Origin of the sequence: Salmonella enterica subsp. enterica serovar Typhimurium str. LT2 (assembly GCF_000006945.2) — a bacterium.
GTDB lineage: Bacteria > Pseudomonadota > Gammaproteobacteria > Enterobacterales > Enterobacteriaceae > Salmonella > Salmonella enterica.
In genome coordinates, this window is sequence record NC_003197.2 from 64,862 (window position 1) to 90,444 (window position 25,583).

Here is a 25,583-nt window from a genome sequence, read left to right on the forward strand (position 1 = left end):
TTACGCCAGCGTCATCAGGGTGTCGCCGACGGAGACCGCGTCCCCGGACTTCACCGCGATACCGCGTACCGTCCCGGCCTGCGCGGCGCGGATTTCGGTTTCCATCTTCATGGCTTCCAGAATCAGCAGCACGTCGCCTTCGGCCACCGTCTGGCCCTCGGTGGCAATCACCTTCCAGATATTCCCCGCCAGCGGCGCGGTGACCGGGGTGCCGGCGCCTGCCGGGGCGGCAGCCTGAACCGGTGCGGAAGAGGCCGCCGGAACAGCCGCAGTGAGCTGGCTGATATCGCCGCCGTCGCTGACCTTCACCACAAAGGCTTTGCCTTCCACTTCCACGGTGTAGATACCGGAGGCGGCAGGCTTCTCTGCTTTTGCCACCGGCTGCGCGGCTTCCGCCTGCGGCAGTGGCTCAAACGCCGCCGGGTTATTGCGGTTCTCAAGGAATTTGAGGCCGATTTGCGGGAACAGCGCCACGGTGAGCACGTCGTCGATGGCGTTTCCCGCCAGAGTAATCCCCTTCTCCTGCGCCTGGCGCCTGACGTCCGCTTCCAGTTCAGCCAGTTCCGGTTTGAGTAAATCCGCCGGACGGCAGGTCACCGGGGCGCCCCCTTCCAGCACGCGGGCCTGTAACGCGGCGTTCACCGGCACCGGGGTGTGGCCGTATTCGCCTTTCAGAATGCCCGCCGTTTCTTTGGCAATGGTTTTGTAGCGCTCGCCGGTCAGGACGTTGAGCACCGCCTGGGTGCCGACAATCTGCGAGGTTGGGGTCACCAGCGGGATAAAGCCGAGGTCCTCGCGCACGCGGGGGATTTCCGCCAGCACCTGGTCGAGTTTGTCCGCCGCGTTCTGCTGCTTCAGCTGGCTTTCGAGGTTGGTGAGCATTCCGCCCGGTACCTGGGCCACCAGAATACGGCTGTCGTAGCCCTTCAGCTGGCCTTCAAAGGCGTGATACTTTTTGCGCACCTCGCGGAAGTACGCGGCGATATTTTCCAGCTTCAGGATATCCAGCCCGGTGTCGTGTTCCGTGCCGGCAAGCGTTGCCACCAGCGCTTCGGTGGCCGGGTGGCCGTAGGTGGCGCTCATGGAGGAAATCGCCGTGTCCACGCCGTCGACGCCCGCCTCGATAGCCTTCAGCAGGGCCATCTCCGCCATCCCGGTGGTGGCGTGACAGTGCAGGTGCAGGCGCACCTCAAAACGTTTTTTGATTTCGCTGACCAGCTCATACGCCGCCATCGGTGTGAGAATGCCGGACATATCCTTGATGGCAATCGAGTCAACGCCGGTTTCCAGCAGTTGCTCCGTTAAATCCAGCCAGGTCTGCAGGGTGTGCGCCGGGCTGGTGGTGTAACTCAGGGTCCCCTGGGCGTGCGCGCCGTGGCTGCGCACCGCCTGTAATGCGGCTTTCATATTGCGCGGGTCGTTCATGGCATCGAAGACGCGGAACACATCCATGCCGTTTTTCACCGCGCGTTCGACGAAGCGCTCCACCACGTCATCGGCGTAGTGGCGGTAGCCGAGCAGGTTCTGGCCGCGCAGCAACATCTGCAGCGGGGTTTTGGGCATGGCTTTTTTGAGTTCGCGCAGGCGCAGCCACGGGTCTTCGCCGAGAAAGCGGATACAGGCGTCAAAGGTGGCGCCGCCCCAGCACTCCAGCGACCCGTAGCCCACGTCATCGAGCGCGGCGGCAATCGGCAGCATGTCATCAAGGCGCAGGCGGGTGGCGAACAGAGACTGGTGGGCGTCACGCAGGACGACGTCGGTAATGGCAATGGTCATGGATCCCTCCGGGAAATTAAACGTGGTGGCGGTGATGGTGAATGGCGGCGGCAATCACCGGCTTTAAGCGGGTGAAGTCGTCCACGACGGGAACGGCGCGCGGTGCGGGCGCGGCGACGGGTTCCGGGAAGAAGCGAGTAATCACGGCAGACATGCCGCGAATGGCAAAGATGAGCAGGAACAGAAAGCTCAGTACGAACCCCATCCCTAAAAACATCAGGGTGAAACCTTCACCCAGTAGTACAGCTTCGTTCATGAATCATTTTCCATAATGAGAGGCACGACGGTGGCCTTGACGACAACCTTCCTGGTGAATCCGGCTAAGGAGTAGAGTGGATTTCCCTTGGCCACCTCTGGCTTTGGCCTCTACTTTTCTCCAGGTCGTTTGCTGCCAAGACACCGCCGTGCGTTTTTTTACACCATCATGCTGAACACGATGCTAGCGATAACCAGCACAATACCGCCGCCCAGACGAGAGGAAATTTGTGCATATGAAATGAGGTTCATACGGTTACAGGCGGAGAGCACTTCCAGATCGCCGGAGCCGCCGCGGTTGGCCATACAAAGACCCGCAGTAATGGATGATTCAATCGGGTAGAAGCCAATCAACCAGCCCCCGATAGCTGCGCCAACGACTGCGCCGACCACAATGATTGCGGCGATAACTACGTTCGCGAACGTCAGGGCATCGATGATCTCTTGCAGATCGGTGTAGCAAACACCCACACCTACCATCAGCACCCACAGTAGCTGTTTGGAGAAGAAGTCAGAAAGACGTTTCGCCCCGGCTTTAATCTCCGGTGAGCAAAGACCTGATGCGTTCAGCGCAGCAACAATCAGGACCATCCAGGCGAAGTAGTGAATAGAGACGCCGCCGATGCTTGGCAGAATTTTCTTGGCAACAACATAGGCCAGCAGGAAGCAGGTGGTGGATAGCACCATGCCAACCGCCGTTTCACGATGGGTAATCTGACCGGCCTTTTCATCATCTTCGGTTTTGAAGGAAGCCTTACGAACCAACTCGCCTTCACCGCTAAGCCAGGTGTATTTTTTGCCTATCATATCGAGGAGGGCGGCGAAAATAATGGCGAAGATATTCGCAATGGTCAGAATAGCAATAGCCGTTGAGTAATACTCTTCGCGAGAACGTCCGGTAACCGAGTGATAAATTTCAGACAGAGGCACGGCGCCCGCGCCGTTACCACCGCCCATAATCGGCAGAACGTACAGCATCATGATACGGTCGACCGGGATACCGAAGCACAGACCAATGACGATACCGAAAAGGGACGCGCCGACAATCCCGGCGAGGATGGTTGGGATATAGCCCAGCAGTGATTTTAATAGCAGCTTACGGTTTACCGACAGGATCGCGCCTGTGATCAACACTGCGATAAACAGGTTAAGGAAGTTGCTTTTATCCATTACGTTGCTGATCGCATCAATTTCTTTCTGCGTAAATATGCCAGCATAGACAAAATAAGCTGCAACCAGAAATATCATAACCGGTGCGCCGCCAATATATTTATTGAAGATCGGTAAACGTTTGCCGATTTCACCAAAAATGGCCCCCATCACAAACATAAGGGCAAAACCACCTACTAAGTCAGTCGGTATAGCATTATAAAAATGAGAAAGTAATAAAGTAATTAATGCAAAGGCATAAAGCGGTAGCGGCATACCAAAGATTTTGAATCTGAGTAAATCGCTAGCCCCCTTTTTCTCCGTCGCCGAAGCCTGGGTCATGTTGGTCATAAACATTTTCCTGTGTATTGATGGGTAACAAGACCCGCGCATACTAATAAATTCAATGAACCATGAGATGTGACTATCTTCACTGAATGGTTGTGTTTTTAATTAATTTAATTATTTTTATTAACTCTGGTTAATTAAGGAAATAAAAACCATAAAGCTTATAAAAGCAAGGGGGAAAGTGTGATGTCTATTCCAGACGAGTAATACAAACGCTGGCGAAATATGCGACGTTATTTGCTGACGGATGCAGAATAGAGTGAATCTAATATTTAAACGCATTTATTTGCAAAAGGATGTATTGCGTCGCGAGTCGGTCGCCATGTTTCTGGAGGGCGTGGGACTCGCCCTGGAAGACGATTGTGAAATCGCGGTATGCGCATATTGGCAGGGTGAGATAGTCGGGTGCGGTTCTCTGGCCGGGAGCGTACTGAAATGCATCGCCGTTTCCCCGGTTTTACAAGGGGAAGGGCTCAGCCTCAAACTGCTGACCGAGCTGCTTACATTGGCCTACGAGTTAAACCGCAGCGAGCTTTTCCTGTTCACTAAGCCGCAAAATCGGTTGCTGTTTTCTGGCGCGGGGTTTTGGCCCATTGCGCAGGCAGGTGAGCTGGCGGTGTTAATGGAGAACAGCAGTGAACGGTTAGCGCGCTTTTGTCGCCAACTGGCGCTTTATCGTCAACCGGGAAAAACGATCGGCGCCATCGTCATGAACGCCAATCCGTTTACATTGGGCCACCGTTATCTGGTGGAGCAAGCGGCTGCGGCCTGTGACTGGTTGCATCTGTTTGTAGTCAAAGAAGATGCTTCATTTTTTTCCTATACCGACCGTTGGGCGCTGATCGAACAAGGAATCGCGGGCATTGACAACGTCACGTTGCATTCCGGCTCCGCTTATATGATCTCGCGTGCGACGTTTCCCGGCTATTTCCTCAAAGAAAAAGGGGTTGTGGACGACTGCCATTGCCAGATCGATCTGCAACTCTTCCGTGAACATCTGGCTCCAGCGCTGGGGATTACCCATCGTTTTGTCGGCAGTGAACCGTTTTGTCCTCTGACCTGTGCCTATAACCAGCGAATGCACGACATTTTGCACGATCCGAAGCGTAGCGGCCCGGTTATTGAGGTCGTCGAGCTGGCGCGGGTGGAGAAAAACGGCGCGGCTATTTCCGCCTCTCGCGTCAGAAAACTGTATAGCGAACGTAATTGGTCGGCAATAAGCGCGCTGGTGCCTGCTGGCACCCTGGCATATCTGCAGCGGCATGCCGCCAGACACACTGAAACCATATGACGTAACACCGTTAACAAGGAACATAACTAATGAAAATCATTAAAGATGCCCTGGCAGGCACGCTGGAATCCAGCGATGTGATGATCAGGATTGGTCCATCCAGCGAGCCAGGAATTCGGCTGGAGCTAGAGAGTCTGGTGAAGCAGCAGTTTGGCGCGGCGATTGAGCAGGTGGTGCGCGAAACGCTGGCGAAGCTGGGCGTTGAACGCGCGCTGGTTAGCGTCGATGACAAAGGCGCGCTGGAGTGCATTTTACGCGCCCGAGTGCAGGCGGCGGCGTTACGCGCTGCAGAACAAACGGAAATTCAATGGAGTGCGTTATGAGACCACGTCGCAGTATGTTGTTTATCCCCGGCGCAAATGCGGCCATGTTGAGCACCTCGTTTGTCTACGGTGCGGACGCGGTGATGTTCGACTTAGAAGACGCCGTAGCGTTACGTGAGAAAGATACCGCCCGTCTTTTAGTCCATCACGCGCTTCAACATCCGTTCTATCAGGATGTTGAAAAAGTGGTGCGCATTAATCCACTGAACACGCCGTTTGGTCTGGCCGATCTTGAAGCCGTCGTGCGTGGTGGCGCGGATATCGTGCGTCTGCCGAAAACCGACAGCAAAAACGATGTGCTGGAGCTGGAAGCGCAGGTCGAACGGATCGAACGTGAATGTGGACGCGAGGTCGGCAGTACCAGGCTGATGGCGGCGATCGAATCAGCGAAAGGCGTGGTCAATGCCGTCGACATCGCCACCTCCAGCCCGCGCATGGTGGCAATTGCGCTGGCGGCATTTGATTACGTGATGGATATGGGCACCAGCCGGGGCGATGGCACCGAGCTGTTCTACGCCCGCTGCGCAGTGCTGCATGCGGCGCGCGTTGCGGGTATTGCCGCCTATGATGTCGTTTGGTCGGATATCAATAATGAAGAAGGCTTCCTGAAGGAAGTGCAGTTGGCGAAAGGGCTTGGTTTTAACGGTAAGTCCTTAGTGAACCCACGTCAGATTGAGCTGTTACATCAGGCTTATTCTCCGACACGTAAAGAAGTTGAGCATGCGTATGAGGTGATTGCCGCCGCTGAAGAGGCTGAGTCTCGCGGTCTGGGCGTCGTTTCACTCAACGGCAAAATGATTGACGGCCCGATTATCGACCACGCGCGCAAAGTGGTGGCGCTGTCGGCTTCCGGTATTCGTGATTAAGGAAGGAACCATGAAAGAGACTGTAACCATGCTCAACCAGCAATATGTCGTACCGGAAGGATTACAGCCCTACCAGGGGGTAACAGCGAACAGCCCGTGGCTTGCCAGTGAAACGGAAAAGCGTCGGCGTAAAATTTGTGACTCGCTTGAAGAGGCTATCCGTCGTTCCGGGCTTAAAAATGGCATGACGATATCCTTCCACCATGCGTTTCGTGGTGGCGACAAAGTCGTCAATATGGTGATGGCGAAGCTGGCGGAAATGGGATTCCGCGATCTGACGCTTGCCTCCAGCTCATTAATTGATGCCCACTGGCCGCTTATCGAACACATTAAAAATGGCGTGGTGCGGCAGATTTACACCTCCGGGCTGCGCGGCAAGTTAGGGGAAGAGATCTCCGCTGGCCTGATGGAAAACCCGGTACAGATCCACTCTCACGGCGGCCGCGTAAAGCTGATTCAGAGCGGTGAGCTGAATATTGATGTCGCTTTCCTCGGCGTGCCGTGCTGCGATGAATTTGGTAATGCTAACGGCTTTAGCGGCAAGTCACGCTGCGGCTCTTTGGGGTATGCGCAGGTTGATGCGCAGTACGCTAAATGTGTGGTGCTCCTGACTGAAGAGTGGGTCGAATTCCCCAATTATCCGGCCAGTATCGCGCAGGATCAGGTTGATTTGATCGTACAGGTGGACGAAGTAGGGGATCCGGAAAAAATCACCGCGGGTGCGATTCGTCTGTCCAGCAACCCGCGTGAACTGTTGATCGCCCGGCAGGCGGCCAATGTGATCGAACACTCAGGTTATTTTTGTGATGGTTTCTCGCTGCAAACCGGCACCGGTGGCGCTTCTCTGGCGGTCACCCGTTTCCTGGAAGACAAAATGCGTCGCCACAACATTACGGCGAGTTTTGGCCTGGGTGGGATCACCGGCACCATGGTGGATCTGCATGAGAAAGGGTTGATCAAAGCGCTGCTGGATACGCAATCATTCGATGGCGATGCAGCCCGTTCGCTGGCGCAGAACCCGCATCATATTGAAATTTCGACCAATCAATACGCTAACCCCGCCTCTAAAGGCGCGGCATGCGAACGCCTGAACGTGGTGATGCTGAGCGCGCTGGAAATTGACGTGAATTTTAACGTTAACGTGATGACCGGTTCAAACGGCGTACTGCGTGGCGCATCGGGCGGCCATAGCGATACGGCAGCAGGGGCCGATCTCACCATTATTACCGCACCGCTGGTCCGTGGCCGAATCCCATGCGTGGTGGAAAAAGTGCTGACTACCGTCACGCCTGGGGCAAGTGTTGATGTGCTGGTTACCGACCATGGTATTGCGGTGAACCCCGCGCGTCAGGATCTGCTTGATAACCTGCGTGCTGCGGGCGTGGCGCTGATGACCATCGAACAACTGCAACAGCGCGCTGAGCAACTGACCGGTAAACCGCAGCCGATTGAGTTTACCGATCGGGTGGTGGCTGTGGTGCGTTATCGCGACGGTTCAGTGATTGACGTGATTCGCCAGGTTAAAGGCTGATGAAGGGCACAGACCTGTTGTACCTGGGCCAGGCAGTTACGCTGGAGGAGATGCTACAAGCGCGCGATAAACGTGCCGCCAGGCAGCGTCAGGCGTTGAACTGCTATCGGCTACCGTTGATTTCCCTCACGCTGGTTGCACCGGGCGCCGTTAAAAACTCAGCGGTCTGGCGGCGTGTCGCCGATTACGCAATTGCCGAAATACTGGCGCTTTGCGAACAGATGGAGTGGGTCAACGTCTGGGAAATGCAGGTAAATGAACGCAGCGGCCCGGAATGGATGGCAGCGGTCTGTGCGCCGGCAATGGCGTTGAAACAGCACATGTCGACACTGGAGATGAGCCATCCGTTAGGGCGGCTTTGGGACATCGACATTATTGATAGCGACGGTAAGTCGCTATCACGCCGTGAACTCGGGCATCCTGCCCGGCCATGTTTGATATGCCAGCAGGATGCTCATCTCTGTGCCCGGGGCAAGCATCACACCCTTGACCTTTTGTTGGATGAAATTGCACGAAGGATTGAATGCTATGAACGTGAGCGTTGTGACTGAACGGCGTACGCCAGCGTACTCATCGCTGGCGGCTGGCGAACTTAATGGGTTGGTTGCAAGAGCGCTGCTGACGGAAGCCAGGCTGACACCAAAACCCGGTCTGGTCGATATTCGTAATTCGGGAGCGCATAGGGATATGGATCTGGCGGCATTTGAACGTAGCACTACCGCCATTGCTCCGTGGATGGAAAAGTTTTTTATCATGGGCAACAACACGGCGGCGCTGGCGGCAGAAAATGTCCTGGTGATGCTGCGTCCGCTGGGGATGGCCTGTGAGAACGATATGCTACAGGCGACCAATGGTGTGAATACCCATCGCGGGGCGATTTTCGCTTTTGGCCTGCTGAGCGCAGCGATTGGCCGACTTCTCGCGCGGGGAGAACCGTTGGAGCAAAATCGTATCTGCGACCAGGTTGCCCGCCTGAGTCGGAATATTGTTGCCCACGAGCTCTCAGCAAAAAAAGCGGGAAAACTGACAAAGAGTGAAACCCATTTCCAGTGTTATGGCCTGTCGGGCGCGCGGGGAGAAGCGGAAAGCGGTTTTCGAACCGTCAGAACGCAGGCTTTGCCGGTGTTTAACCGGGTCGTGCAGGAGCATGACGATACCCATCTTGCCCTACTGCAAACATTGTTGCATCTGATGGCGTGGAATGATGATACCAATCTGGTGTCACGGGGAGGCCTGGAAGGGCTTTACTACGTGCAGCAGCAGGCACAAAAATTGTTGTGGCAAGGGGGCGTATTGGTTGAGGGGGGCATTGAAGCGATGCAGTCCCTCGATGATGAACTCATCCTGCGTAACTTAAGCCCTGGCGGTAGCGCGGATTTACTGGCAGTGACCTGGTTTTTAAGTCATTTTCCTGCCGGTTCCCTCTATCCTGAGTAAGTTTCTCTTCTTTCATTCTCTCCAGCAATGATTCATCCTGCGGGATGAATCATGTCTTTTACTGATATCGCTCCCTGTTTATCATTAATTTCTAATTATCGGCGATTTTAGATGGCGGCCTCCGGGCGCGCTGGTTACTCTGAAAACGGTTTACGCAATTTTTACAAAAGAGAATAGCTATGCATGAAGCACAAATCCGCGTCGCCATTGCCGGCGCCGGTGGCCGCATGGGACGGCAGTTAATCCAGGCCGCCATGGCGATGGAAGGTGTTCAGCTGGGTGCCGCGCTGGAGCGCGAAGGCTCTTCCTTGCTGGGCAGCGATGCTGGCGAACTGGCAGGGGCGGGAAAGTCCGGCGTGATCGTTCAAAGCAGCCTTGAGGCGGTAAAAGATGATTTTGACGTTTTCATCGATTTTACCCGTCCGGAAGGCACGTTGACGCATCTGGCGTTTTGCCGCCAGCATGGTAAAGGGATGGTGATTGGTACTACCGGCTTTGACGACGCCGGTAAACAAGCCATTCGCGAGGCGTCACAAGAGATTGCGATCGTTTTCGCCGCAAACTTTAGCGTCGGCGTTAACGTCATGCTCAAGCTGCTGGAGAAAGCCGCGAAGGTAATGGGCGACTATAGCGATATTGAAATTATTGAAGCGCACCACCGCCATAAAGTGGATGCACCGTCGGGTACGGCGCTGGCAATGGGCGAGGCAATCGCCGGGGCGCTGGATAAAAATCTGAAGGACTGCGCGGTCTACTCGCGTGAAGGTTATACCGGCGAGCGCGTAGCGGGCACGATTGGCTTTGCGACCGTTCGGGCGGGCGACATCGTCGGCGAACATACCGCGATGTTTGCCGATATTGGCGAGCGCGTAGAGATTACGCATAAAGCTTCCAGCCGCATGACGTTTGCAAATGGCGCGTTGCGATCGGCGTTATGGCTAAAAACGAAGAAAAATGGGCTATTTGACATGCGGGATGTGCTGGGGCTGGATGTATTATAGCGACTAAATACCTTCGTGATGTGGTTGTGGTAATCAAGATTAATTGATTACAAAGGGCAATATATTATTGCCCTTTTGTTTTTGCCCCCCGGTTATTCGGTCAGATAAATAACGCCTTTCACCATTCATGTTTCGACAGTTTCTTCGCCCACGGCATGTTCTGCCGTTGTTTTCGCGTTAAGAATAGTCCGTTTAAAGACATCCGGGCCAACGGCATCCATTTGCGTGACGTAATTGCCATTACGATAAATGCGGTTAATTGGCCCTTCAGACGCATCGGTACGGGTCATTACGTTCAACGGGAAAAAATTACTGCCTGAACTGACGTTAGTCATATTCAGCCGCAGCGCCTTACCGTATGCAAAAGGCACCTCGACCAGACTGATAAGACTGATATCCATCGGAGGGGGAGTGCTGTTCCTCGGGGGGGCGTTTTATCTCTTTTGCTTCAATAGGTTGGCTTTTTTATGCTGTAGTGAGGCTGGTTGTGGTCCAATCGTATGTGCCTGTCTTAAAGAAAAAGAAGCTGGATCTTTATATCGCGATTGTAATTCTTATTACATTGTCTTAATTTGCTGTTTTTTGTTGATTTTATGATGCATTTGATTTGTTTTTTATATTTTTAATATATTGATTTTTAAAATTTTTTTGTCGTTAACTTTCTTGATTTTGAATTTTTATGCATTTAATGGCATTGATGGCTATTAAGTGAGTTTTTATCGTTGTTTTTTGTTGTTTTAATGTCAAATTTGACCATTTGGTCCACTTTTTATCATGCCAGCCAGTTTTTTGCGAACTCAAGGAAGCGCAAGCGTTTTCTATCGTAACTTAGTTGATCTTTTTGCCTCTTAAACAGAATAACTTCCTTATAATGTGCAAAATAACATAAAAAACACCCTCTTTAAGTTGACTTTTATCCGGCTTAACTTCAGAATGCCGCCGTTTGCCAGAAATCCACGGGTAAGCAAATTTGCATTGCTTCATACTGACTGAATGAATTAATATGCAAATAAAGTGAGTGAATATTCTCTGGAGGGTGTTTTGATTAAGTCAGCGCTATTGGTTCTGGAAGACGGAACCCAGTTTCACGGTCGGGCCATTGGGGCAACGGGTTCGGCGGTTGGGGAAGTCGTTTTCAATACTTCAATGACCGGTTATCAAGAAATCCTCACTGATCCTTCCTATTCCCGCCAAATCGTCACTCTTACTTATCCCCATATTGGTAATGTCGGCACCAATAAAGCCGATGAAGAATCCTCTCAGGTTCATGCGCAAGGTTTAGTGATTCGCGATCTGCCGTTGATTGCCAGCAACTTCCGTAACACCGAAGACCTCTCTTCTTACCTCAAACGGCATAACATTGTGGCGATTGCTGATATCGATACCCGCAAGCTGACCCGACTGCTGCGTGAGAAAGGCGCACAGAACGGCTGCATCATTGCAGGCGATAGCCCGGATGCGAAGCTGGCGCTGGAAAAAGCGAAAGCATTTCCTGGACTTAACGGTATGGATCTGGCGAAAGAAGTGACCACGGCGGAAACTTACCGCTGGACGCAGGGTAGCTGGACGCTGAAAGACGGTTTACCGGAAGCGAAATCTGAGGATGACCTGCCGTTCCATGTGGTGGCCTATGATTTCGGCGCGAAGCGCAACATCCTGCGTATGCTGGTGGATCGCGGCTGCCGCCTGACGGTGGTGCCAGCGCAAACCTCTGCTGAAGAGGTGCTGAAAATGAATCCGGACGGCATCTTCCTGTCAAACGGCCCTGGCGACCCGGCTCCGTGCGACTACGCGATTACTGCTATCCAGAAATTCCTCGAAACCGACATTCCGCTATTTGGCATCTGCCTCGGTCATCAGCTACTGGCGCTGGCGAGCGGTGCGAAGACCGTTAAGATGAAGTTCGGCCATCACGGCGGCAACCATCCGGTAAAAGATATGGACAGAAACGTGGTAATGATCACCGCGCAGAACCACGGCTTTGCGGTGGATGAAGACTCGCTGCCCGCCAACCTGCGCGTGACCCACAAGTCGCTGTTCGACGGCACCCTGCAAGGGATTCACCGTACCGACAAACCGGCGTTCAGCTTCCAGGGCCACCCGGAGGCGAGCCCCGGCCCGCACGATGCGGCGCCGCTGTTCGACCACTTTATCGAGCTTATTGAGCAATACCGTCAGTCCGCGAAATAATCAGGAGTAATAAGAGCCATGCCAAAACGTACAGATATAAAAAGCATCCTGATTCTGGGCGCGGGCCCGATTGTTATCGGTCAGGCGTGTGAGTTTGACTACTCCGGCGCTCAGGCGTGTAAAGCCCTGCGCGAAGAGGGCTATCGCGTCATTCTGGTGAACTCCAACCCGGCCACCATCATGACCGACCCGGAAATGGCCGATGCCACCTACATCGAGCCGATTCACTGGGAAGTGGTGCGCAAAATCATTGAAAAAGAGCGTCCGGATGCGGTGCTGCCGACCATGGGCGGCCAGACCGCGCTGAACTGCGCGCTGGAGCTGGAGCGGCAGGGCGTGCTGGAAGAGTTCGGCGTCACCATGATTGGTGCGACCGCCGACGCCATTGATAAAGCCGAAGACCGTCGTCGCTTCGATATCGCGATGAAGAAAATTGGTCTCGACACCGCGCGTTCCGGTATCGCGCACACTATGGAAGAAGCGCTGGCGGTTGCCGCTGACGTGGGCTTCCCGTGCATCATCCGGCCTAGCTTTACCATGGGCGGCACCGGCGGCGGTATCGCTTACAACCGTGAAGAGTTCGAAGAAATCTGCGAACGCGGTCTGGACCTCTCGCCAACCAACGAGCTGCTGATTGATGAATCGCTGATCGGCTGGAAAGAGTACGAGATGGAAGTGGTGCGTGATAAAAACGACAACTGCATCATCGTCTGCTCTATCGAAAACTTCGATGCGATGGGTATCCACACCGGTGACTCCATCACCGTGGCCCCGGCACAGACGCTGACCGACAAAGAATACCAAATCATGCGTAACGCCTCGATGGCGGTACTGCGTGAAATCGGCGTCGAAACCGGCGGTTCTAACGTCCAGTTCGCAGTGAACCCGAAAAACGGCCGTCTGATCGTTATCGAAATGAACCCGCGCGTATCCCGCTCCTCGGCGCTGGCGTCGAAAGCCACCGGTTTCCCGATTGCCAAAGTGGCCGCCAAACTGGCGGTAGGTTACACCCTTGACGAACTGATGAACGACATCACCGGCGGGCGCACTCCGGCCTCCTTCGAGCCGTCCATCGACTATGTGGTTACTAAAATTCCGCGCTTTAACTTTGAGAAATTCGCCGGTGCCAACGACCGTCTGACCACCCAGATGAAATCGGTCGGAGAAGTGATGGCGATTGGCCGCACGCAGCAGGAATCCCTGCAAAAAGCGCTGCGCGGCCTGGAAGTCGGCGCCACCGGTTTTGACCCGAAAGTGAGCCTCGACGACCCGGAAGCGCTGACCAAAATCCGCCGCGAGCTGAAAGACGCGGGCGCAGATCGTATCTGGTACATCGCCGATGCTTTCCGCGCAGGCCTCTCCGTCGATGGCGTCTTTAACCTGACCAACATCGACCGCTGGTTCCTGGTGCAAATTGAAGAGCTGGTGCGTCTGGAAGAGAAAGTGGCTGAAGTCGGGATTACTGGCCTCAACGCCGACTTCCTGCGTCAGCTCAAGCGTAAAGGTTTTGCCGATGCGCGTCTGGCAAAATTGGCGGGCGTGCGCGAGGCGGAAATCCGCAAACTGCGCGACCAGTATGACCTGCACCCGGTCTACAAGCGTGTGGATACCTGCGCGGCGGAATTCGCCACCGACACCGCCTATATGTACTCCACTTATGAAGATGAGTGCGAAGCGAACCCGTCCATTGACCGCGATAAAATCATGGTCCTCGGCGGCGGCCCGAACCGTATCGGCCAGGGTATCGAATTTGACTACTGCTGCGTACACGCCTCGCTGGCGCTGCGCGAAGACGGTTACGAGACCATTATGGTCAACTGTAACCCGGAAACCGTCTCCACCGACTACGACACTTCCGACCGTCTGTACTTCGAGCCGGTCACGCTGGAAGACGTGCTGGAAATCGTGCGCATCGAGAAGCCGAAAGGCGTTATCGTGCAGTACGGCGGCCAGACGCCGCTGAAGCTGGCGCGCGCGCTGGAAGCGGCAGGTGTGCCGGTAATCGGCACCAGCCCGGACGCCATCGACCGCGCGGAAGACCGCGAGCGCTTCCAGCACGCGGTTGACCGTCTGAAGCTGAAGCAACCGGCCAACGCCACCGTCACCGCCATTGAACAGGCTGTCGAAAAAGCGAAAGAGATCGGCTACCCGCTGGTGGTACGTCCTTCTTACGTGCTGGGCGGTCGGGCGATGGAAATTGTCTATGACGAAGCCGACCTGCGTCGCTACTTCCAGACGGCGGTCAGCGTCTCTAACGATGCGCCGGTGCTGCTGGACCGCTTCCTTGATGACGCGGTTGAAGTGGACGTGGACGCTATCTGCGACGGCGAAATGGTGCTGATTGGCGGCATTATGGAGCACATTGAGCAGGCGGGCGTACACTCCGGCGACTCCGCCTGTTCCCTGCCGGCCTACACGCTGAGCCAGGAAATTCAGGACGTGATGCGCCAGCAGGTGCAGAAGCTGGCCTTCGAGTTGCAGGTGCGCGGCCTGATGAACGTGCAGTTTGCGGTCAAGGACAACGAAGTCTACCTGATTGAAGTCAACCCGCGTGCGGCGCGTACCGTACCGTTCGTCTCCAAAGCCACCGGCGTTCCGCTGGCGAAAGTGGCGGCGCGCGTGATGGCCGGCAAATCGCTGACCGAGCAGGGCGTGACCCAAGAAATTATCCCGCCGTACTACTCGGTGAAAGAAGTGGTGCTGCCGTTCAACAAATTCCCCGGCGTTGACCCGCTGTTAGGGCCAGAAATGCGCTCCACCGGGGAAGTGATGGGCGTGGGCCGTACCTTCGCGGAAGCGTTCGCTAAGGCGCAGCTGGGCAGTAACTCCACCATGAAGAAACAGGGCCGTGCGCTGCTCTCCGTCCGCGAAGGCGACAAAGAGCGCGTGGTGGATCTCGCCGCCAAGCTGCTGAAACAGGGCTTTGAGCTGGATGCCACCCACGGTACGGCGATTGTGCTGGGCGAAGCCGGTATCAACCCGCGTCTGGTGAACAAGGTGCACGAAGGTCGTCCGCACATTCAGGACCGTATCAAGAATGGCGAATATACCTATATTATCAACACCACCGCAGGTCGCCGCGCGATTGAAGACTCCAGGGTGATTCGCCGCAGCGCGCTGCAGTATAAAGTGCATTATGACACCACGCTGAACGGCGGTTTTGCCACGACGATGGCGCTCAATGCCGATGCCACCGAGAAGGTAACCTCGGTGCAGGAAATGCACGCGCAGATCAAAAAGTCGTAAACAAAGGGTCCGGCGGATATTGCTCTAACCGGACCTGTAATATAATGTTGAAAGGGTTTCTGTAAAGAAACCCTTTTTTTATCTTGCGTAAGGTCATTCCTGGAGAAGTCCGTTTCCGTAACCACATTTTCAATGTAATAAGCACGATATTGCTCACACTAATCAATATTTAAGTCGCATACTATCTTGCATATCCACAATTTTAATATGGCTTAGTTTTTATTAGTTTGGACAGGCCGTAGCCAGATTTTTAATTTGTGAAATGGTGTGCTTATGTGTGAAAAATATGTTGAAAGACCGCTTTATTTGTTAATTGCTGACTGGATGATGGCAGAGAACCGATGGATCACTGCCAGGGAGATTTCCCGTCAATTTGATATTGAACATTGCAAAGCAATTAATACGCTCTCCTATATTCTGTCAGAAGTGGGGGAAATTGTTTGTGAAGTGAAGATGATCCCTAACCAAATTGCAGGACGAGGCTGCCAGTGCCAGCGTCTGGTGAAAGTCGTGAGTATCGACTCTCAACTCTATCGCCGATTGAATCATAATTTGCAGGAAAGAAAAGTGAGCGTGGCGAAAGCGCCGCGGCTGTCTGCCGTTCCCCCCACAGAGCTAAACCGTGAGCAGAAATGGCAGATGATGCTCTCCAAGAGTATGCGTCGCTAATTGTCTGTTTACCTGCTGGCGGGGTAAACGGTAATTGACGCGTAGGCCGGATAAGCGTGAGCGCATCCGGCATCAATTACTGTGCTGATTTTGGCTTCACGTCCGTCGTGCCTTTCAGGCGCGGTCGGTTTTCTTCGGCCTGCGTTAACGGCTTCGTTTCAGATAACCCCGTTCGACAACGGATCGCAAGATCCTGATATTCTTTGGTATTGAGGTGTTTCCAGTGCAGCTCCTGGTCCGTAACCTGGCGTAGTACGCGCGCCGGTGATCCCACCAGGAGTTGCCTTGCCTCACCCTGAAATCCGGCTTTGACAAAACTCATGGCGGCGACAATGCTCTCTTCGCCAATCACTGCGCCGTCCATAATGACGCTATTCATGCCGACCAGGGCGTCCCGTCCCACCACGCAGCCATGTAAAATAGCGCCGTGGCCGATATGGCCGTTTTCATGCACGATGGTATCGGTATCGCAGTAGCCATGCATAATGCAGCCATCCTGCAGATTAGAGCCTGCCTCCAGGATCAGGCGACCATAATCCCCACGCAATGACGCGAGTGGGCCAATATAAACACCGGCGCCCACGATGACATCGCCAATCAGCACGGCGCTGGGGTGGACAAACGCGTCCGGATGCACCACCGGGATCAGTCCTTCAAAGGCGTAATAGCTCATAGTTGTACCTCGGTTTTTTGCCGGATGGCGGCGTAAACACCTTATCCGGTCTACGGTTGCGCATGTGCTGTAGGCCGGATAAGCGAAGCGCCATCCGGCATAGTCACATTAACGACCTTTCCACACCGGATCGCGTTTTTCGGCAAATGCCTGCGGTCCTTCGAGCGCATCTTCTGAATGCAGCACCGACGGATAATGCTTCAGTACGCCGCTGCGGATGTAGCGGTAGCCTTCTTCTACCGGCATTTCGCTGGTCGCGCGATAAATCTCTTTCAGCGCCGCGATAGCCAGCGGGGCGCTATTGACCAGTTGTTGCGCCAGTTCGCGCGCACTCTCCATCAGTTCGCTCTGGCTGACAACGCGGTTCACGACTCCCCAACGCAGCGCTTCTTCGGCGCTCATTCGTCTGCCGGTCATTACCATTTCGTTGACGATAGCCGGTGGCAGCAGCTTAGGCAGACGCAATACGCCGCCGCTGTCAGGCACGATGCCGAGCTTGGCTTCCGGCAGCGCGAAGCTGGCGTTTTCGGCGCAGACAATAAAGTCCGCCGCCAGCGCCAGCTCAAAACCGCCGCCAAACGCGTAGCCGTTCACCGCGGCGATAACCGGCTTATCGAGGTCAAATATTTCGGTTAAACCGGCAAAGCCGCCGGGACCAAAATCGGCATCCGGCGCTTCACCTTCCGCTGCCGCTTTTAAGTCCCAGCCAGCAGAAAAGAATTTCTCCCCGCCGCCGGTAATGATTGCTACGCGTAATTCCGGATCGTCACGGAAATTAAGAAAAGCTTCACCCATTGCAAAGCTGGTTTTGGCGTCAATGGCATTCGCTTTAGGTCGGTCGAGGGTAATTTCCAGGATCGGGCCGTTACGGGTCAGATGTAATGACTCACTCATAGTTCATCTCCAGATAAATAGTTTTCCGGCGGGAGGGATTCCTGCCGGAAGGTTTATTTCAGATTTTTTTTGATTATTTTTCCTGAACAGTTGCGCGGCAGGTCGGTTCTGATCTCCATAAAAGAGGGAACCTTGAACTTCGCCATATTGTTTTCGCAGAAGCTGAAAAACTCGGCTTCGCTTAATGTTTCACCTTCATTAAGGACAATAAACGCTTTAATGGCTTCATCACGGATCGCGTCTTTAATACCAACCACCACAATGTCCTGAATTTTCGGATGCGCAGAAATAATATTTTCCAGCTCGACGCAGGAGACATTTTCTCCGCCGCGTTTAATCATGTTGCAGCGCCTGTCGACGAAATAAAAATAGCCATCCTCATCCTGATAGCCCGAATCACCGGTATGTAACCAGCCCTCAGGTTCCAGCGCTTTGGCGGTAGCCTCCGGCTGCATGTAATACTCTTTGAAGATAGTCTTGCCGGGGATGCCTTTAATACAGATTTCGCCAATTTCTCCGGCGGGCAGCGGGCGATTTTGATCGTCGCGAATTTCAGCTTCATAGCTAAAACCCACGCGACCAATGGAAGGCCAGCGCCGTTTGTCTCCGGGACGGTCGCCAATAATTCCGACAATGGTTTCAGTCATACCATAAGAGGTCAGCAGCCTGACGCCAAAGCGTTCGGTAAAATCGTCTTTTTCCTGCTCGGATAAATTGAGATAGAACATCACTTCGCGCAGGTGATGCTGCCTGTCCGTTGGTGCGGCGGGCTGGACCATCAGCGTGCGGATCATCATCGGGATGCACTCGGTCACCGTTGCCTGATATTTACGTACCTGATCCCAGAAGGCCCTGGCGCTGTACTTCTCTAGCAGCACAAAGGTGCTGCCGGCGGAAAAGGCTGGCATTGCGGCGGTACACTGACAGTCGATATGAAAAGCGGGCATCACCGTCATGTACACGTCATCATCGCGCAGGGCGATTTGCCAGGCAGAGTAGTAGCCTGCAAAACGCAGGTTGTAGTGGGTAATTACCACCCCTTTAGGCCGTGAGGTGGTGCCTGAGGTAAACAGAATTTCCGCCGTATCGTCAGTGGATAACACGGGCGTATAGCACAGCGTGGCCGACTGGCGTGCTTGTAGTTGGGTAAAGTGGCTCACGCCGTCGTCAGCCGGAAGCTGCTCGCCAATCAGACAGATATGATTAAGCGGAGTGCTATTGTCCTGGCGTATTTCACGGTACATAGGATAAAACTGGGCGCTGGTAACCAGCAGACTCACCTGGCTGTTTTGCAGGATCCAGGCGCTTTCTTCGCCCAGTAAGCGGGCATTAATCGGCACCATAATGGCGCCGATTTTTGCCAGTCCAAACCAGCAAAAGATGAATTCCGGACAGTTATCCAGATGCAGCGCGACCCTATCACCCTTGCGGATCCCTAAGGAATAAAAAAGGTTCGCCGTGCGGTTAATCTCTTCATTGAGCGAAGCATAGCTAAACTGCCGAACGATTCCCTCACAGGATTCGAAAATTAACGCCGTTTTATCTCCGTACACCCCGGCCAGGTCGTCCCACATCTGACGTAAGTTTTGTCCGCCAACGATATCCATATTGCTTTATCCACTGAAATCAGGCGTGAGCGCTAACCGGAAAACCGATTAGCGCATCGCGTTTAATCCTCAACTTTGGCCAGGCCTTTGCCGACCAGTTCCTTAATATCTGCTTCGCTATAACCAATGTTTTTCAGAATGGCGGCGGTATCCATGCCGTGTGACGGCATGCCACGCCAGATTTTCCCCGGGTTGTTTTTAAATTTCGGCATGATGTTCGGCCCTTTACAGGTGCGACCGTCCATTGTTTGCCACTGAGTAATCGATTCGCGGGCAACGTACTGCGGGTTACCTTCCAGTTCCGGAATGGTGAGCACCTTCGCACAGGCGATATTCAGTTCAGCAAAACGCGCCTGAACGTCGGCGATGGTGTGTGTTGCCAGCCAGGCGTCCAGTTTCTCTTCGACGAGCGGGCCGTAAGGGCATTCCACGCGATGGATGAGTTGTGTGCCTTCCGGAACTTCCGGCGTACCGAGAATGTGGGCCAGGCCAATATCTTTAAAACACTCGTTGATTTGCGTGATGCCGACCAACTCCATGACGATGTAACCATCGGCGCATTTATACAGGCCGCAACCAGCGTAGTAGGGGTCTTTCCCTTTCGTCATACGTGGACAGATTTCGCCGCCGTTGAAGTAGTCCATCATGAAATACTGACCCATGCGCAGCATCACTTCGTACATGGCGATATCGATGCTTTCACCTTTACCCGTTTCGCGTACTTTGTGCAGGGCTGCCAGCGCGGCTGTCGTCGCGGTCATCCCGGAGAAGTAATCGGCGGTATACGGGAAGGCTGGCATCGGCTGATCAACGTCGCCGTTTTGGATCAGATAACCACTGAATGCCTGCGCGATGGTGTTATACGCCGGAAGATTGGTGTACTCCTCGGTACCATACTGACCGAAGCCGGAAAGGTGGGCAATGACCAGTTTCGGGTTATGTTCCCACAGCACTTCATCAGTAATACCACGGCGGGCAAAGGCCGGGCCTTTACTGGCTTCAATGAAAATATCGGTGGTTTCCATCAGTTTCAGAAACGCTTCCCGACCTTCATCTTTGAAAATATTCAGCGACAGGGCGTGCAGGTTGCGGCGTGAGAGCTGCGGGTAGTTAGGCTGTACGCGGATGGTATCGGCCCATGCGACGTTTTCAATCCAGATAACCTCTGCGCCCCATTCGGCGAACATCTGTCCGGCGAATGGACCGGCGATTTCGATTCCTGAAAAAACAACGCGTACCCCAGCAAGCGGGCCAAAGGTTGGCATTGGTAAATGATTCATCATTTTTCTCCTGGCATTTTTTGCGGTATGTAGGCCGGATAAGCACAGCGCCATCCGGCATGATTGCCTGATGGCGACGCCCCGCGTCTTATCAGGCCTACAAGGGATCGATTAGCGGTATTGCTTAAGTACCGCACGACCCAACGTCAGGATCTGCATTTCATCAGAACCACCAGAAACACGGTCAACGCGCAGGTCACGCCAGAAACGCGTGATGCGGTGGTTGCCCGCGATACCAACACCTCCCAGTACCTGCATGGCGGTGTCTACCACTTCAAACGCGGCGTTGGCGCAGAAGTATTTGCACATTGCCGCGTCGCCGGAGGTAATGGTGCCGTTATCCGCTTTCCACGCGGCTTCCAGCAGCATATTTTTCATGGAGTTCAGTTTGATCGCCATATGCGCAAACTTCTCCTGAATCAGCTGGAAACGGCCAATAGCTTCACCAAACTGCACGCGCTGATTCGCGTAACGCGCAGCGTCTTCAAAAGCGCACATTGCGGTACCGTAGTTGGTCAGCGCGACGAGGAAGCGTTCATGGTCAAACTCTTCTTTCACGCGGTTGAAGCCGTTACCTTCCCGACCGAACATGTCTTTCTCGTCCAGTTCAACGTCGTCAAAGGTGATTTCACAGCAGCTGTCCATGCGCAGACCGAGTTTCTCCAGTTTGTTGACCTTGATACCTGCTTTGCTCATGTCCACAAACCACTCGGTGTAAACCGGTTTATCCGGCGATGCACCGTCTCTCGCCATGACCACGATGTACGGGGTATAGGCGCTACTGGTGATAAAGCACTTACTGCCATTGAGATAAACCTTACCATTTTTGCGCGTATAAGTGGTTTTCAGACTACCAACATCCGATCCCGCTCCTGGTTCGGTGATAGCAGAGTTCCACATCTGCTTACCGGTGCCCCGGAACGCCATGATTTTATCAATTTGCTCCTGAGTCCCTTCACGCAGGAAAGTGTTAAAACCTCCCGGCAATTGGTACAACACGTAAGTTGGCGCGCCAAGACGTCCCAGTTCCATCCAGACGGCGGCGACGGTAACAAAACCCGCTTCCAGACCGCCGTGTTCTTCCGGGATCAGCAGGCTATCAATACCCATATCCGCCAGCGCTTTTACAAAACGCTCAGGGTAGACGCTGTCACGATCGCACTCGGCAAAATAAGCTTCCCAGTTCTCACTGGCCATCAGTTCGCGAATACCGGCGACAAACAGCTCCTGTTCGTCATTTAAGTTGAAATCCATCTTTCAGCCTCTTGATCAATTGGGTTAATAAGAATTACTTGTCTTTCCAGTGCACTTTGGCGTCTTTAATAAAGGACAGCGTCACCATAATGTTGACGAAGAACAGCGGACATCCTCCGGCGATAATCGCGGTCTGAATCGGCTTCAACCCACCCAGCGCCAGCAGAACGATACCGATGATGCCGACCAGCACTGACCAGCCGATACGCACTAACAGAGGCGGCTCTTCACCATCGCGAACTTCGCGACAGGTCGACATCGCCAGGGTGTAAGAGCAGGCGTTAATCAGCGTGACGGTGGCAATAAAGCAGAGGATGAAGAAGCCCCACATGGTGGCGGTGCTGAGCGGCAAGGCGGCCCAGGTTTCGATAATGGCGCGCGCCACGCCGTGTTGCTCAATCAGTTGCGGAATGTTGAGGATGTTTTTATCCATCAGCAGCAGCGTGTTACTGCCCAGCACTGTCCACAGGATCCAGGTAGACGCGGTCAGACCCATCACCATCCCGAAGCACAGCTCACGTACGGTACGACCACGGGAAATACGGGCCAGGAAGATACTCATCTGGATGGCGTAAATAACCCACCACGCCCAGTAGAAAACGGTCCAGCCCTGCGGGAAGCCGCCTTTACCGATGGCGTCGGTATAGAACAGCATCCGTGGCAGGTGCATTAACAGCATCCCGACGGAGTCGGTGAAGTAGTTCATGATGAAGCTGGCGCCGCTGACGATAAACACCCAGCCGAGCATCAGGAAGCTCAGGTAGCTACGCACATCGCTGGCGATTCTGACCCCTTTTTGCAGGCCGCAGGCCACGCAAATCGCGTTCAGAATGATCCAGCAGGTAATGATGATGGCGTCGAGTTGCAGCGTATGCGGAATACCGAACAGCCATTGCATACACTCGGTGACCAGCGGGGTAGCCAGACCGAGGCTGGTGCCCATCGCGAAGATCAGCGCCACCAGGTAGAAGTTATCGACGATGGTACCGAACAACCCTTTCGCATGCTTTTCACCGACGAGCGGTACCAGCGTGGAGCTGGGGCGGATGACATCCATCTTGCGTACAAAGAAGAAGTAGGCGAAGGCCACGGAAAGGAAGCTATAGGTTGCCCACGGCAGCGGCCCCCAGTGGAACAGGCTGTACGCCAGGCCTATCTCTTTCGCGCCCGTGGAATTTGGTTCCAGGCCGAACGGCGGGGTGGAGATATAGTAGTAGATCTCAATAGAGCCCCAGAACAGAACCGCAGCGGATGTACAGGAGGCGAACATCATGAAAATCCAGCTGGCGGTGCTAAACTCCGGTTTTTCGTCACCTAATCTCTTTTTGGCATAGGGGCCAAAAACCAGCCAGAACCAGCCGAAGAGCATGACGACCATATACCATTCAAATGCCCAACCCCAGACGTTGGTGACATAACTGAATACCGCATTAATAACGACGTTAGCGGCATCAAGATCTCTGACTGTTAGCCAGCAAAGTATCCCGACAATTATTAATGGCGGAAAAAAAACCTTCGGTTCAATTCCCGATTTTTTCTTTTCATTTTTCATAAGTGAATTCCAGTGTGAAAACGAAATTTATTTAGCGTGCCAGTCCATGAACGTTTGTTTATTTATTATTAATGATTTGTTGATAAGTTTTTAACCTCTGGGACGCCTCAATGAGTAACTCATGATGGGTATTCACTTCGGGTGATTCTGTTATCTTCGTCACACTTTTTTGCGTTGATTATTTTGTGTCTAAATTTTGATTTTTGCTTTATTTATCAATTGATTGGTTGTGGTTTTTTAACTTTTTTAAGTATCTGGCGTTCAATATTGTTGAGCCAGCAAACAATATTGAAAATTTTCATATTTGGCATATTTCTTTCAATATTGGTGAGGTGCGTAACACTATTGAAAGTTACGAATATCAATGTGTGACATTTTCAATATTGGTGATTAAGGTTTTATTTCCGAATTAAAGAGCGTGATATCTGTATTTAACACCGCCGATATAAATACGTTTCCTTCATGATTTCTGGAGATGCAATGAAGATAATTACTTGCTACAAATGCGTACCTGATGAGCAGGATATTGCGATTAATAATGCTGACGGAACACTCGATTTCAGCAAAGCGGATAGCAAAATCAGCCAATATGATCTGAATGCAATTGAAGCTGCTTGCCAGTTAAAACAGCAGTTGGGAGACGCTCAGGTTGTCGCCATGAGCGTTGGCGGCAAAGCGCTGACTAATGCAAAAGGGCGCAAAGATGTCCTCTCTCGTGGCCCTGATGAACTGATTGTGGTCATTGACGATCAATTTGAGCAGGCGCTGCCGCAACACACCGCTACCGCGCTGGCCGCCGCCGCGCAAAAATCAGGTTTCGATCTACTTATCTGCGGCGACGGTTCTTCCGATCTTTATGCTCAGCAGGTTGGTTTGCTGGTGGGCGAAGCGCTGAACATTCCGGCGATTAACGGCGTGAGTAAAATCCTCTCTCTTACCGACAGCACATTGACAGTAGAACGCGAACTGGAAGATGAAGTTGAAACGCTGAGCATCCCGCTCCCGGCGGTGATCGCGGTTTCCACCGACATTAACACCCCACAAATCCCTTCGATGAAAGCCATTCTTGGCGCGGCGAAAAAACCGGTTCAGGTCTGGTCGCCTGCGGATATCGGGCTGAACAGCGTACCCGCGTATTCCGCACAACAGGTTGCCGCACCGAAGCAGCGCGAGCGTCAGCGTGTGGTGATTGAAGGTGACGGTGAAGAACAAATCGCCGCGTTTGTCGAGAATCTGCGCAAAATCATTTAATTATCAGGGGATGTTATGAACAAATTTTCCAGTGTCTGGGTATTCAGCGATACCCCTTCTCGTCTGCCCGAACTGATGAGTGGCGCGCAGGCTGTAGGTGAAAAAGTTAACGCGTTCGTACTGAACGAAGCAGACAGCGCGACAGCATGTCATTTGGGCGCGGATCATGTCTGGCTGCTCAGCGGCAAACCAGAAGACCGCATGATCGAAGACTACGCTGCTGCGATGGCTGAGACTATTCGTCAGCATAGCGAGGGCGGCGCGGTGCTGCTGCCGAATACGCGTCGGGGCAAGCTGTTGGCGGCAAAGCTGGGCTATCGCTTGTCGGCTGCGGTTTCCAACGATGCCAGCGACGTCTCCCTGCAGGATGGAAAAGCGGCGGTTAAACATATGGTCTACGGCGGTCTGGCGATAGGGGCAGAAACCATCGCTTCGCCGTTTGCCGTGATCACACTCAGCAGCGGAACGTTTGACGCACAACAACCGGATGCTTCTCGCAGCGGCGAGATGCACACCGTGCAGTGGCAGGCTCCGGCCACTGCCGTGACCCGCACCGCAACCCAGGCGCGTCAGAGCAACAGCGTTGACCTCGACAAAGCGCGTCTGGTGGTCAGCGTGGGACGCGGCATCGGCAGCAAAGAGAATATCTCGCTGGCCGAAGCGCTGTGCCAGACGATTGGCGCCGAGCTGGCCTGTTCCCGCCCGGTGGCGGAAAACGAGAAGTGGATGGAGCACGAGCGCTACGTCGGTATCTCCAACCTGATGCTCAAACCTGAACTGTATCTGGCGGTGGGGATCTCCGGGCAGATCCAACACATGGTCGGCGCCAACGGCGCGCAGACGATTTTCGCCATCAACAAAGATAAAAACGCGCCAATCTTCCAGTATGCAGATTTTGGCATCGTTGGCGATGCGCTGAAGATCCTGCCTGCGCTGACGGCTGCCTTAGCGCGATAAACCATTTCGGGCAGGATGCGAAGGTATCCTGCC

22 protein-coding genes and 34 other annotated features are annotated in these 25,583 nt (G+C 53.8%); of the genes, 13 read left to right on the forward strand and 9 right to left on the reverse strand.

What is annotated here, in order from left to right:
• The 3 genes from STM0055 to STM0057 all read right to left on the reverse strand — a co-directional run bounded on the left by STM0055 (nt 1) and on the right by STM0057 (nt 3,539).
• The gene (locus STM0055; RefSeq protein NP_459060.1) for a putative oxalacetate decarboxylase, subunit alpha occupies nt 1-1,783 on the reverse strand. Within the gene, nt 1-1,776 belong to an annotated coding region; the region does not span the whole gene.
• Nucleotides 1,778-1,783, reverse strand: a ribosome-binding site (putative RBS for STM0055; RegulonDB:STMS1H000443). It overlaps the preceding gene by 6 nt.
• Before the next feature lie 9 nt (nt 1,784-1,792).
• The gene (locus STM0056) for a putative oxalacetate decarboxylase, subunit gamma (protein ID NP_459061.1) occupies nt 1,793-2,038 on the reverse strand. Within the gene, nt 1,793-2,032 belong to an annotated coding region; the region does not span the whole gene.
• Nucleotides 2,033-2,038, reverse strand: a ribosome-binding site (putative RBS for STM0056; RegulonDB:STMS1H000444). (Overlaps the previous gene by 6 nt.)
• Before the next feature lie 152 nt (nt 2,039-2,190).
• The gene (locus tag STM0057; protein ID NP_459062.1) for a putative citrate-sodium symport occupies nt 2,191-3,539 on the reverse strand. Within the gene, nt 2,191-3,531 belong to an annotated coding region; the region does not span the whole gene.
• Nucleotides 3,534-3,539: a ribosome-binding site (putative RBS for STM0057; RegulonDB:STMS1H000445), on the reverse strand. (Overlaps the previous gene by 6 nt.)
• A gap of 236 nt (nt 3,540-3,775) precedes the next feature.
• On the opposite strand from STM0057, the gene citC2 reads away from it, so the two are divergent.
• From citC2 to caiF, 11 genes are all read left to right on the forward strand, one after another.
• Nucleotides 3,776-4,819, forward strand: a complete 1,044-nt coding sequence (citC2, locus tag STM0058) for a putative citrate lyase synthetase (protein NP_459063.1) — start codon at nt 3,776-3,778, stop codon at nt 4,817-4,819.
• 22 nt (nt 4,820-4,841) lie between these two features.
• Nucleotides 4,842-4,847, forward strand: a ribosome-binding site (putative RBS for citD2; RegulonDB:STMS1H000446).
• Nucleotides 4,842-5,142, forward strand: a protein-coding gene (gene citD2, locus STM0059) for a putative citrate lyase acyl carrier protein, gamma chain (protein NP_459064.1). Within the gene, nt 4,849-5,142 belong to an annotated coding region; the region does not span the whole gene. Its footprint overlaps the feature before it by 6 nt.
• Nucleotides 5,133-5,138 (forward strand) — a ribosome-binding site (putative RBS for citE2; RegulonDB:STMS1H000447). (Overlaps the previous gene by 6 nt.)
• The gene (gene citE2 / locus STM0060) for a putative citrate lyase beta chain, acyl lyase subunit (protein ID NP_459065.1) occupies nt 5,133-6,008 on the forward strand. Within the gene, nt 5,139-6,008 belong to an annotated coding region; the region does not span the whole gene. The genes citD2 and citE2 overlap by 10 nt, the downstream gene beginning before the upstream one ends.
• A 3-nt stretch (nt 6,009-6,011) precedes the next feature.
• Nucleotides 6,012-6,017, forward strand: a ribosome-binding site (putative RBS for citF2; RegulonDB:STMS1H000449).
• The gene (gene citF2, locus STM0061; protein NP_459066.1) for a putative citrate lyase alpha chain occupies nt 6,012-7,539 on the forward strand. Within the gene, nt 6,019-7,539 belong to an annotated coding region; the region does not span the whole gene. It overlaps the preceding feature by 6 nt.
• Nucleotides 7,533-7,538: a ribosome-binding site (putative RBS for citX2; RegulonDB:STMS1H000450), on the forward strand. It overlaps the preceding gene by 6 nt.
• Nucleotides 7,533-8,090, forward strand: a protein-coding gene (gene citX2 / locus STM0062) for a putative cytoplasmic protein (protein ID NP_459067.1). Within the gene, nt 7,539-8,090 belong to an annotated coding region; the region does not span the whole gene. Before citF2 ends, citX2 begins: the two co-directional genes overlap by 7 nt.
• Nucleotides 8,062-8,067, forward strand: a ribosome-binding site (putative RBS for citG2; RegulonDB:STMS1H000451). Its footprint overlaps the gene before it by 6 nt.
• Nucleotides 8,062-8,976 (forward strand): putative modifier of citrate lyase protein gene (citG2, locus tag STM0063; protein NP_459068.1). Within the gene, nt 8,068-8,976 belong to an annotated coding region; the region does not span the whole gene. The genes citX2 and citG2 overlap by 29 nt, the downstream gene beginning before the upstream one ends.
• Before the next feature lie 169 nt (nt 8,977-9,145).
• Nucleotides 9,146-9,151, forward strand: a ribosome-binding site (putative RBS for dapB; RegulonDB:STMS1H000452).
• Nucleotides 9,146-9,977, forward strand: a protein-coding gene (dapB, locus tag STM0064) for a dihydrodipicolinate reductase (protein NP_459069.1). Within the gene, nt 9,156-9,977 belong to an annotated coding region; the region does not span the whole gene. (Overlaps the previous feature by 6 nt.)
• Nucleotides 9,978-10,226: 249 nt before the next feature.
• Nucleotides 10,227-10,574 (forward strand): putative viral protein, encoded by a 348-nt coding sequence (locus STM0065; protein NP_446529.1) that lies wholly within the window; start codon nt 10,227-10,229, stop codon nt 10,572-10,574.
• Nucleotides 10,575-10,608: 34 nt separating this feature from the next.
• Nucleotides 10,609-10,623 (forward strand) — a protein binding site (putative binding site for IHF, RegulonDB: STMS1H000223).
• Between the two features lie 327 nt (nt 10,624-10,950).
• Nucleotides 10,951-10,959 (forward strand) — a -35 signal (putative -35_signal for carA; RegulonDB:STMLTH004690).
• Nucleotides 10,951-12,167, forward strand: a protein-coding gene (gene carA / locus STM0066; protein NP_459071.1) for a carbamoyl-phosphate synthetase, glutamine-hydrolysing small subunit. Within the gene, nt 11,019-12,167 belong to an annotated coding region; the region does not span the whole gene. It overlaps the preceding feature by 9 nt.
• Nucleotides 10,959-10,971 (forward strand) — a protein binding site (putative binding site for ArgR, RegulonDB: STMS1H000031). It overlaps the preceding gene by 13 nt.
• Nucleotides 10,975-10,983, forward strand: a -10 signal (putative -10_signal for carA; RegulonDB:STMLTH004690).
• Nucleotides 10,991-11,009: a protein binding site (putative binding site for ArgR, RegulonDB: STMS1H000028), on the forward strand.
• Nucleotides 11,007-11,012, forward strand: a ribosome-binding site (putative RBS for carA; RegulonDB:STMS1H000453). Its footprint overlaps the feature before it by 3 nt.
• Before the next feature lies 1 nt (nt 12,168).
• Nucleotides 12,169-12,174, forward strand: a ribosome-binding site (putative RBS for carB; RegulonDB:STMS1H000454).
• Nucleotides 12,169-15,413, forward strand: a protein-coding gene (gene carB / locus STM0067; RefSeq protein NP_459072.1) for a carbamoyl-phosphate synthase, large subunit. Within the gene, nt 12,186-15,413 belong to an annotated coding region; the region does not span the whole gene. It overlaps the preceding feature by 6 nt.
• Before the next feature lie 121 nt (nt 15,414-15,534).
• Nucleotides 15,535-15,559, forward strand: a protein binding site (putative binding site for FNR, RegulonDB: STMS1H000154).
• Nucleotides 15,555-15,575 (forward strand) — a protein binding site (putative binding site for CRP, RegulonDB: STMS1H000050). Its footprint overlaps the feature before it by 5 nt.
• A gap of 22 nt (nt 15,576-15,597) precedes the next feature.
• Nucleotides 15,598-15,606 (forward strand) — a -35 signal (putative -35_signal for caiF; RegulonDB:STMLTH004691).
• Nucleotides 15,598-16,082, forward strand: a protein-coding gene (gene caiF, locus STM0068; RefSeq protein NP_459073.1) for a transcriptional regulator of cai and fix operon. Within the gene, nt 15,687-16,082 belong to an annotated coding region; the region does not span the whole gene. Its footprint overlaps the feature before it by 9 nt.
• Nucleotides 15,625-15,633: a -10 signal (putative -10_signal for caiF; RegulonDB:STMLTH004691), on the forward strand. (Overlaps the previous gene by 9 nt.)
• Nucleotides 15,676-15,681, forward strand: a ribosome-binding site (putative RBS for caiF; RegulonDB:STMS1H000455).
• Before the next feature lie 76 nt (nt 16,083-16,158).
• Here the strand turns inward: caiF and caiE are convergent.
• From caiE to caiT, 6 genes are all read right to left on the reverse strand, one after another.
• Nucleotides 16,159-16,766 (reverse strand): stimulates carnitine racemase activity of CaiD and CaiB activity gene (caiE, locus tag STM0069; protein NP_459074.1). Within the gene, nt 16,159-16,755 belong to an annotated coding region; the region does not span the whole gene.
• Nucleotides 16,761-16,766 (reverse strand) — a ribosome-binding site (putative RBS for caiE; RegulonDB:STMS1H000456). Its footprint overlaps the gene before it by 6 nt.
• A gap of 97 nt (nt 16,767-16,863) precedes the next feature.
• Nucleotides 16,864-17,662 (reverse strand): carnitine racemase gene (gene caiD / locus STM0070; RefSeq protein ID NP_459075.1). Within the gene, nt 16,864-17,649 belong to an annotated coding region; the region does not span the whole gene.
• Nucleotides 17,657-17,662, reverse strand: a ribosome-binding site (putative RBS for caiD; RegulonDB:STMS1H000457). It overlaps the preceding gene by 6 nt.
• Nucleotides 17,663-17,702: 40 nt before the next feature.
• Nucleotides 17,703-19,270 (reverse strand): crotonobetaine/carnitine-CoA ligase gene (gene caiC / locus STM0071; RefSeq protein NP_459076.1). Within the gene, nt 17,703-19,256 belong to an annotated coding region; the region does not span the whole gene.
• Nucleotides 19,265-19,270, reverse strand: a ribosome-binding site (putative RBS for caiC; RegulonDB:STMS1H000458). (Overlaps the previous gene by 6 nt.)
• 48 nt (nt 19,271-19,318) lie before the next feature.
• Nucleotides 19,319-20,549 (reverse strand): l-carnitine dehydratase gene (gene caiB / locus STM0072; protein ID NP_459077.1). Within the gene, nt 19,319-20,536 belong to an annotated coding region; the region does not span the whole gene.
• Nucleotides 20,544-20,549: a ribosome-binding site (putative RBS for caiB; RegulonDB:STMS1H000459), on the reverse strand. Its footprint overlaps the gene before it by 6 nt.
• A 98-nt stretch (nt 20,550-20,647) precedes the next feature.
• The gene (gene caiA, locus STM0073) for a putative acyl-CoA dehydrogenase, carnitine metabolism (RefSeq protein ID NP_459078.1) occupies nt 20,648-21,801 on the reverse strand. Within the gene, nt 20,648-21,790 belong to an annotated coding region; the region does not span the whole gene.
• Nucleotides 21,796-21,801, reverse strand: a ribosome-binding site (putative RBS for caiA; RegulonDB:STMS1H000460). (Overlaps the previous gene by 6 nt.)
• Nucleotides 21,802-21,824: 23 nt before the next feature.
• The gene (gene caiT / locus STM0074) for a putative BCCT family betaine/carnitine/choline transport protein (RefSeq protein NP_459079.1) occupies nt 21,825-23,355 on the reverse strand. Within the gene, nt 21,825-23,342 belong to an annotated coding region; the region does not span the whole gene.
• Nucleotides 23,350-23,355, reverse strand: a ribosome-binding site (putative RBS for caiT; RegulonDB:STMS1H000461). It overlaps the preceding gene by 6 nt.
• A 123-nt stretch (nt 23,356-23,478) precedes the next feature.
• Nucleotides 23,479-23,505: a protein binding site (putative binding site for CRP, RegulonDB: STMS1H000069), on the reverse strand.
• Between the two features lie 94 nt (nt 23,506-23,599).
• Nucleotides 23,600-23,628, forward strand: a protein binding site (putative binding site for CRP, RegulonDB: STMS1H000092).
• A gap of 42 nt (nt 23,629-23,670) precedes the next feature.
• Nucleotides 23,671-23,691, forward strand: a protein binding site (putative binding site for CRP, RegulonDB: STMS1H000084).
• Nucleotides 23,686-23,694: a -35 signal (putative -35_signal for fixA; RegulonDB:STMLTH004700), on the forward strand. It overlaps the preceding feature by 6 nt.
• Between caiT and fixA the strand changes: the two genes are divergently transcribed.
• Nucleotides 23,686-24,593 (forward strand): putative flavoprotein reductase, carnitine metabolism gene (gene fixA, locus STM0075; protein NP_459080.1). Within the gene, nt 23,823-24,593 belong to an annotated coding region; the region does not span the whole gene. (Overlaps the previous feature by 9 nt.)
• Nucleotides 23,713-23,721 (forward strand) — a -10 signal (putative -10_signal for fixA; RegulonDB:STMLTH004700). (Overlaps the previous gene by 9 nt.)
• Nucleotides 23,812-23,817 (forward strand) — a ribosome-binding site (putative RBS for fixA; RegulonDB:STMS1H000462).
• A 4-nt stretch (nt 24,594-24,597) precedes the next feature.
• Nucleotides 24,598-24,603 (forward strand) — a ribosome-binding site (putative RBS for fixB; RegulonDB:STMS1H000463).
• Nucleotides 24,598-25,550 (forward strand): putative electron transfer flavoprotein, carnitine metabolism gene (gene fixB / locus STM0076; protein ID NP_459081.1). Within the gene, nt 24,609-25,550 belong to an annotated coding region; the region does not span the whole gene. Its footprint overlaps the feature before it by 6 nt.
• Nucleotides 25,551-25,583: the final 33 nt, after the last annotated feature.